This is a genomic window from Chryseobacterium sp. WG14 (genome assembly GCF_024586945.1).
Lineage (GTDB): Bacteria > Bacteroidota > Bacteroidia > Flavobacteriales > Weeksellaceae > Chryseobacterium.
Genome location: NZ_JALCZD010000014.1, coordinates 129,785 through 138,340, shown reverse-complemented (window position 1 = coordinate 138,340; position 8,556 = coordinate 129,785). Strand labels below are relative to the sequence as shown.

Annotated in this window: 6 protein-coding genes; 1 reads left to right on the top strand and 5 read right to left on the bottom strand. The window is 35.6% G+C overall.

Annotation, left to right across the window (positions count from 1 at the left end; translation table 11 throughout):
* Window positions 1-321 precede the first annotated feature (321 nt).
* The 4 genes from MP478_RS19810 to MP478_RS19795 form a co-directional block, all read right to left on the bottom strand.
* Complete coding sequence (locus MP478_RS19810; RefSeq protein ID WP_257201422.1) at window positions 322-927, bottom strand: hypothetical protein; 606 nt, start codon at window positions 925-927, stop codon at window positions 322-324.
* A 59-nt stretch (window positions 928-986) separates the two neighbouring features.
* Window positions 987-1,568, bottom strand: a complete 582-nt coding sequence (gene def / locus MP478_RS19805) for a peptide deformylase (RefSeq protein ID WP_257201421.1) — start codon at window positions 1,566-1,568, stop codon at window positions 987-989.
* A gap of 56 nt (window positions 1,569-1,624) precedes the next feature.
* The gene (locus MP478_RS19800; RefSeq protein ID WP_257201420.1) at window positions 1,625-2,191 is read right to left on the bottom strand and encodes a Crp/Fnr family transcriptional regulator; all 567 of its coding nucleotides are present in this window, start codon (window positions 2,189-2,191) and stop codon (window positions 1,625-1,627) included.
* Window positions 2,192-2,289: 98 nt separating this feature from the next.
* On the bottom strand, window positions 2,290-3,771 hold the full coding sequence (locus MP478_RS19795; protein WP_257201419.1) for a serine hydrolase domain-containing protein: 1,482 nt from the start codon (window positions 3,769-3,771) through the stop codon (window positions 2,290-2,292).
* Between the two features lie 266 nt (window positions 3,772-4,037).
* Here MP478_RS19795 and MP478_RS19790 point away from each other — a divergent pair, with 266 nt between their 5' ends.
* A complete protein-coding gene (locus MP478_RS19790; protein ID WP_257201418.1) occupies window positions 4,038-6,572 on the top strand; it encodes a phosphoenolpyruvate carboxylase in 2,535 nt (844 codons plus the stop codon).
* 303 nt (window positions 6,573-6,875) lie between these two features.
* On the opposite strand, the gene MP478_RS19785 is transcribed toward MP478_RS19790, so the two are convergent.
* Window positions 6,876-8,480 (bottom strand): S8/S53 family peptidase, encoded by a 1,605-nt coding sequence (locus tag MP478_RS19785; RefSeq protein WP_257201417.1) that lies wholly within the window; start codon window positions 8,478-8,480, stop codon window positions 6,876-6,878.
* Window positions 8,481-8,556 lie beyond the last annotated feature (76 nt).

Below are 8,556 nucleotides of genomic sequence, written 5' to 3'. Positions count from 1 at the left end.
TATTTAAAAAACCATTTGAAGACGAAATAGTCCGTTTAATTTTTATCGAAGATAAAATCCTTGCGTCTTATAGCATTAAATTTTGTAAATAACTTTGCGGCCTTGCGTTTTCCAACAGGTTATAAGACCGAGCAGTCTTCGCTTTTGGAATAAAATTAAAAATGATTCTTTAATAACAGGATAACCTTTAGCTTGTAGAGTATATTTAAAAAACCATTTGAAGACGAAATAGTCCGTTTAATTTTTATCGAAGATAAAATCCTTGCGTCTTATAGCATTAAATTTTGTAAATAACTTTGCGGCCTTGCGTTTTCCAACAGGTTATAAGACCGAGCAGTCTTCATTTTTGGAATAGATTCCGTTACTTTTTGCTTCTATTTTTCCGGTTTTCCTATTGATTGTAAGTAAAAATGATTCATTAATAACAGGACAACCTTTAGATTGTAAAGCATATAGTGAAATATAACGGTCTTCTATTTTATAAGAGCCTGTGAATCTATTCTTTGTGTCAATTAAATATCCATACGTTTTTGCCAATAAAATAGCTTCAGGAAGATTATCTATACTTCCCATAAAATCTCTGAGCTGCTGTTCGCTGGAAAAATATACAGATCTTTCGTTTTTACAAGCCAGAATGTATGAAAAACAGTTATTACCAATACATTTCTGAAAGAAACCTTTCTTGGGAGCAGGTTCATTAATGGTCATAAAATCCGGCATCTGACTTTCATAAATAACAGCCTTTTCATAGTCAGTATCATTGCTGAGCACACGCCAGTATTGGTATTCTTTATCAGGAACAATAAACGGGTACAAATAATCGGCAGTATCCAGGATATCCGGAATTTTTTTATAATCATCCGGAACCGTGATCTGGGCAAAAAACAGATTGGATAGGATCAGGGAAAAGGCGATGATTATTTTCATAAAGGAAAGTGCTTTCCTGCAAATTTAGGAATTAACAATTGATCGGGAGAATTTCATTGCTATAAAAATTTCATTGGATATCCTGAAGTAATCTTTCCGTTAGCAATCTTTTTCAGCTTAGGTTCTATCATCTTCTTTGTGAGGGGCTTCAGGCGGTCGGTGTATAAAATTCCCTGAGTATGGTCATATTCATGCTGAATAATTCTGGCGGTAAGTCCTATATAGTTTTTAGTCTGTAGCAAAAAATTTTCATCCAGATATTCGATGGTGATCTCCCATGGTCTTTTTACTTTTTGAGAAAGACCGGGAATACTTAAGCATCCTTCATAGTCTTCCCATGTTTCTGCTGAGCTATTGATTATTTTAGCATTGATGAAAGTTTCTTTTATTCCCTTGTCATTTTTACCAAAGTAGAGTATCTGCTCTTCACTACCCAGGTTTTCAAAAACAATTTTACTGTCAACGATGAAAAGCTGTAAGGCTTTTCCTATTTGTGAAGATGACAAACCACAGCCATTGGCATTTTCCATGGTTTCCCACATGTCGGTTATGAGCTTCTGAATTTCCGGGGTATCCCTTTCTGTTTTCGAACATTTTTGTTTTAAAATAGCGTTGCCATATGCCCAAATAGATAATTTCATTGTCATATTTTTCTGCAAAGTTCCGCAGAAGCATGCAGGTATACAATGAACCTATGTTAATTAATCTGTCTGCGAATTCGGCTTAAGGCCTGTGGAGTGATTCCAATATAAGAAGCAATATATTTTAAAGGAACACGTTTCAGCATTTCAGGCTGCTCGGTGAATAATTTTAAGTAACGCTCTTTGGCAGTAAGTTTTAGTAAAGAAAGTTCTCTTTTACTCTTAGCTAAAAATAATTTCTCAGAAGCAAAACGGCCCAGGTGATTTCCAACGTTGGTGTGGCTGTAAATTTTCTGTAAATCATCATAAGAAATCTGCCATACCACAGTTTCTGTTAAAGCCTGCATTTCGTATTCAGAAGGGGTTTGGGTAAGGAAAGAATCATAAGCACAGGTAAATTCCTTTTCAAAACCAAAACTGAAGGTATACCCATATTCATCATCAGGAATATAAAATCTTACCAATCCCGATTCTATAAAGGATAAAAATTCTTCGATACCTTTGTGCTGGGTAATAATTTCATTTTTGGCATATACTTTTCTGTGGAAATGCCCTGCAATAAATGCCCATTCCGATTCCTGCAATTTGACAATCTGTTCGTAATATGCTCTGATGTAACCCATAGTCTTAAATATTTGATAAATGTAATGCTTTAAATAAGGTAAATGCTTATTGTGTCATTGAAATGTATCAATTAAGGATATAGTTTCTATTCGTAAGATTATTCATTATCTTTTAAATAATTAGCAGCATTGGTATTAGCAGGATTAAGGAGTAATGATTTTTTATAACTCACAATAGCTTCTTTTTTATGTCCTAATACATCCAGTATTTCTCCATAGCTGTCATATACATTTGAGCTGTTAGGAAAAAGTATTGTATTGAATTTAAAAATTTGAAGAGCTTTATCTTTTAGATTTCTACCCATAAATTGGTAGCCCCAGATATTAATTTCATCTTCAGATGCTGTGAAATTTTTCTGTTTTTTCTTTATCTTCTGATAGGCTTTTTCAATATTCTGAAATCCATCCTGTGTGGTCTGATGATAAAGAAGCTTCATATTAGGGCTTAGTCCGAAACCATTTTCAATTTTCATATCAGGAATATAATATCCTGCAATTTCATCAATAAACCATTCAGGATTTGCTCCCTGCAGATTGGTTAAAACAATAACTGATAAACGATCCTCAGGGTATACAAAAAGTGCTGAACGCATACCGCCTACAGGAGCTGCGGCAGGATGTTCAGATCTTACAACTGTTGGCCATCCCAAAGCATATCCATTTGTCAGTTTGTTGAAACCTCCAATACTTCCATCATTGAGCTTTACTGTGGTGAAAAGTTCTTTTAGGCTTTTTTCACTTTGAAATAATTTTCCATCCTGTAATGCTATAAGCCACTTGCTGATATCTTCAGCAGAAGAAAGAATTCCTGTAGCCGTCCGGAAAAAAATGGGGAAATTGACAAATACATTGTGAAGATTTCTGTCATTAATCCATTTGCCGTCTTTATTAATTATAGTAGAATATGCTCCTGCACTATTCTCAATAATATCGTTGGAGTCTCCAAATTGCGTAATAAGCATTTGGCAGCGTTTGAATTGATTTTCTTCAATAAATTTTGTGAAATGTTTTCCACTAAGTTGTGTGATTATTGTTCCTAAAATATAATAACCGGTTTGATTATAACTGAACCTACTTCCGGGAACAGACTCCATAGGAAGCTCCCTCACCATTTCCCAGTTCTTTTCCTCTGTTCCATCACCCAATACCTGCTCTTTCTCATCAATGTTATTGGGGAGCCCGGATGTATTACTCAATAATTGTTTAATAGTAATTGTTTTCCATTTCTCGGGGATATCATTAAGGTATTTTGAAATTGGGTCATCTGTTTTTAATTTTCCCTGTTCCTGTAGCTGTAATATGGCAACCCCTACGAATGCCTTGGTCATGGAATTGATGGAAAATACAGTCTGGTTCTGTGTCACGGCATGATGTTCAATGTTAGCAAACCCATAACTGGTAATTTTCTCAAGTTTCCCATTTCTGATAATCCCCAACTGAAGTCCGGGAATTCTCAGCTGTTCCATTTTACTTTTAATAAAGATATCTATACTGTCGGAGGTATTTCGTGCTGCTTGTCCCGAAAATAGAGATGCATTTAATAATAATGAAAAAAATACTGAGGTTATTAGAATCTTCATGTGAATTGATTTATAAGTAAACACTCTGGAAACCGACTTTATTACAATCCTTCTGTAAATAAATATAAATGGTCAATATATTACTTATATTTCAAATTATCCGATCTGTTTACTTGTGCTGGAATTGAAGTTTATTATATAAATATACAATGGCACTTAAACCAATTGATTTTTAAGCAAAAAATAACATTAATTTTTACTTTTTATTCTTAAATTTTTTGTCATTTGTCAATTAATTTAATACCAAAATCACTTACATTTGTTATATGATACACGACCAACGCGCAGAAAAATTCAGGCAGATTGTGGAGAATAAATTCCAGATTTACAATTCATTATTTATGAGCCTGCCTTATGATAAAATGACCAATATCGGGATGCTTCTTCCGTTTCTTTATGAAGAAAGCAGAACCGGCTATGAAGCAGGAAAAACTCCTGAGGAAATTGTAGAAGAATTTTTTAAGAATCATACAGACCTTCAGACGGAGGAACAAAAACTGGAGCTTCTTTTTAAAATTATTCAATATATAGAAAGACAGGTTGTTTTGTTTGACAGTATTGAGGACGCTGCCTTTCCTAACCTTCATTCCGAAAGTGACAGCGGAACAGTGACCAACCTTTTTGAACGTTCTTTCCAGGATCATAAAATTGAAAAGGTACGCGAAAAATTAAAGGATTTTACGGTCAAGGTTGTATTTACAGCTCACCCTACGCAATTTTATCCGAGCTCAGTACAGAGAATTATTCAGGATTTAAGAGGAGCGATCACCAGTGATTCTGTCACACAGATTGATACCCTTTTGCAGCAGCTTGGAAAAACACCTTTTGTTAATAAGGAAAAACCAACGCCCATAGATGAGGCTCTGAGTATTATTTCCTATTTAAGATATGTGTATTATGATACCATTGGTGAACTGTTTACGAAGATCAAAAAAACTTTCGGAAACGGACATTTTCACCTGCATGAAGATATTATCCAGCTTGGTTTCTGGCCGGGAGGAGATAGAGACGGGAATCCTTTTGTAACAGCTAATGTTACCAAAAGAGTATCGGAAGAGCTTCGCTCTGCAATTTTAAAATCCTATTACAGCCATTTGAAATTTATCAGAAGAAGATTGAGCTTTAGAGGGGTTTCGGAGGTTTTGACTCAGCTAAGTGAGGAGTTGTATACTGCTATTTTTGATGGTAAAAGTATTACGGCAGAAGATATTTTAAAAAGGGCCGATGAAGCAGAGAAAATATTAATTAATGATCATAATTCTCTGTTTTTAGACCTTTTGGCGAACTTCAGGGACCGTGTGAAAATTTTTGGAACTCACTTTGCGACTTTAGATATCAGACAAGACAGCAGGATCCATCAGAAGGTAATAGATGATGTTTTTGCCAAAATATATGGAAATGAAGAAGCTGATTCGGAAAAGAAATTCAATACACTGATTCAGATCCCGGAGAAAGTAAATGCAGATGATTTTGAAGATATTGTAAAGGATACACTTTTAACGGTATCACAGGTTTCGGAAATTCAGCGTCTGAATGGATTAAGAGGAATGAACCGTTATATTATTTCCAATTCTGATGCGGTGAAAGATGTCATGAACGTATATGCTTTCTTTAAAATTTGTGGATACAGAGATGAAGAGATCAATATGGATATTGTTCCGCTTTTTGAGACCATGGAAGGTCTTGCCAACGCTAAAAATGTAATGAGCGAGCTATATCAGAATCCGGTTTATAAAAAGCATCTTGAAAAAAGAGGAAACCAACAGACTATTATGCTTGGATTTTCTGATGGCACAAAAGACGGTGGTTATCTGAAAGCAAACTGGGAAATCTACCAGGCAAAAGAACTTCTTACGAAACTCTCTGAAGAGAATAATATCAAAGTTGTATTTTTTGACGGAAGAGGAGGTCCGCCGGCAAGAGGAGGAGGGAAGACCCATGACTTCTACGCTTCGCAGGGGAAAACAATTGCCAACAATAAAATTGAACTCACTATTCAGGGGCAAACCATTACCAGTATTTTTGGAAACAAAGAACAGGCAAAATACAACTTCGAACAGCTTCTGACCGCCGGAGTTGAAAATGATGTATTTAAAAATGCAAAAAAAGACCTTACCGAAAAAGAAAGAGCATTAATTATTGAACTGGCCAATATGAGCTATCAGAAATATTCAGATCTTAAGGCCCATCCCATGTTTGTTCCCTATCTGCAGGAAATGAGTACTCTGGAATATTATGGAAAAACAAATATAGGAAGCCGTCCTTCCAAAAGAGGAAATGGAAACGAACTGAAATTTGAAGATTTAAGAGCCATTCCGTTTGTGGGATCATGGTCACAATTAAAGCAAAATGTTCCCGGATTCTTTGGTTTTGGATATGCTATGCAGCAGATGAAAGAGAAGGGAAGGTTTGAAGAAGTAAGAGAACTGTATAAAGGTTCTGATTTCTTTAAAACTTTAGTGTTAAACTCTATGATGAGTATGAACAAGTCTTATTTTCCTTTAACCTATTATATTAAAAATAATCCTAAATTCGGTGCATTCTGGAATATTCTTTTTGATGAATATGAACTTTCAAAAGAGATTATGCTGGAGTTAACAGGTTTTAAAATGCTTCAGGAGGAAGATCCTTTATCCAGAAAATCTGTGAAGATCCGAGAAAAAATTGTGCTTCCGCTGCTAAGTATTCAGCAGTATGCTTTAATGAAAATCCAGAAAGGAGAGGGTAATAAAGAAGCCTATGAAAAGCTGGTGACCCGTTCCTTATTCGGAAATATTAATGCAAGCAGAAATTCAGCGTAATGTAATTTTTTACAATACAGTGAAAATAGATATCAGAAAACGGGCTTATGTCCGTTTTTTTATTTTTAATCCAAGTCTAATGATTTCCTGCCATTTAATTTCTATGACAAAAGCAGATAATATTCATGAAAACGATAGGGTTCTTTGTATGGTAAAATACCATTGAAATCTTCTACAAATTACGAAGATCTTTCTGCCTTATTATTTACTCAGTCAGCTTAATTAACGGAGATGAAAATAGTGTCATTCGTGAAAGATATTTGTGGTAGTAGTGTTTAAAAAAGCAGATTAATAGAAAATTTCTTATTCTTTTATGAATTTTTCAAAATTAAACCTGTCTTTCAACTGAATTTTAAGGTAATAAACCCCTTTTGCAAAATCTTCCACCTTTATAGATTTTTGTTTATTGTTTTTCCTGATCAGTCTTCCCAAATGATCATAAACTTCCAATGAGGTTACTTCATTTTCAGTTCTTACATTCAGGATATTTTTAGCAGGGTTCGGATAGATGATAGAGTTGTCTTTTTTGGCAGTTTCCGAAGTGCTTAATACTGAATTATATAAACTTCCGAAATTCAGAATACCATATCCGATCTGATCGGTGTGGTTGGGATAAAGAGAAGCTGTTTCTCTCAGCTTTGTCCTCATCAGATCTCTGTCCATCGTTGGGAATGCCTGAATGAAACAAGCGGCGCCACCTGCTGCAATGGGGGTCGCAATAGAAGTTCCGTTGAGAATAATGGTGGTGTTATTATTAACTGTAGTGGTGGCTGTGCCCTGGGCACTTCCATCAGGCTTTATTGTTCCCAAAGAATTAGGCCCATAAGAAGAAAATCCTGAAGAGTTCCCCGAAGAGTCTACAGCTCCAACTGTGAATACTTTCGCATTGTCTGCCGGTGTTAACAGATAATGCCAGGGTTCCAGCCCGGAATTTCCAGCTGCAGCAAGAACAAATATTCCTTTTTCGGCAGCTATTTGTGCCGCTCTTGCAATAAAAGAAGTTGTTCCGTTCATATCTGCATAGGTGTAATTGTACTGGGAATCATCAAAAAAACTATATCCTAGAGAAGAGGTGATCATTTCTACGCCCTTTCTGTCTGCTTCCTCAGCAGCCTCAATCCAATATACTTCTTCTTCCGGGATTTCTACTCCAGCCTTTTCACTGCGGTAAAGATAAAAATCAGCATCCGGAGCAGATCCTACAAATGTATTTTCCAAATAACCTCCCATAGCACCCAAAACCACAGAACCATGCTCACTTAAAGAAATATTATAAATGTCATTGGTTTTAGTCACAAAATCATAACCTCCTTTTATATGATTATTGGTCCGCAGCCTTGAGAATGCAGATCCGGTATCTACAAAAGGAAATCCTGCATCAATAACAGCTATGGAAATTCCTGTTCCTGTATATCCTGCCAGATGAAGGGGTCTTATATTGAGCTGGTCTATCTGTGCTGTTCCTGATCCATAATCAAAAGTTGTAAGTGTTTTACCGGTGCCGGAAGTTTTTTTCCATTTATCAACAGGCTTTATTTTAGGAACTCCGGAACTGTTTCTTGCAAAACTTTGAACCGATAAAACAAAAGGCTGTGCCTGTAAAGTTGCTATTTGAGCTGGAGTGGCATTCACAGCGGCTCCGTTCAGCCATTTGGAATAATCGGTAACCGTGAATCCCAGATTTTGCAGATTCTGGAGATAAGAAAGTTCAATAGGAGCGTCCCGATCGTCAAGCGATATTCCCAGTGCAGTACGTCTGTCAAGGGATTTTTGGGAAAGTTCTGAAAGTGGATTGGCAAAAAAAGCGGCTTTATTGGGCTTATCTGTGAAATATACAAAAACGAGCTGTGTTTGGGCCTGAGAAATGGAATAACCTGCTAATAAACAAAAGAGTAAAATTTTATTCATCGTATTATTTTGTATAAAGATAAAAACAAAATCAATAAAATTTTTGATAGGATTTTAAAATCCTTATTTTTACACA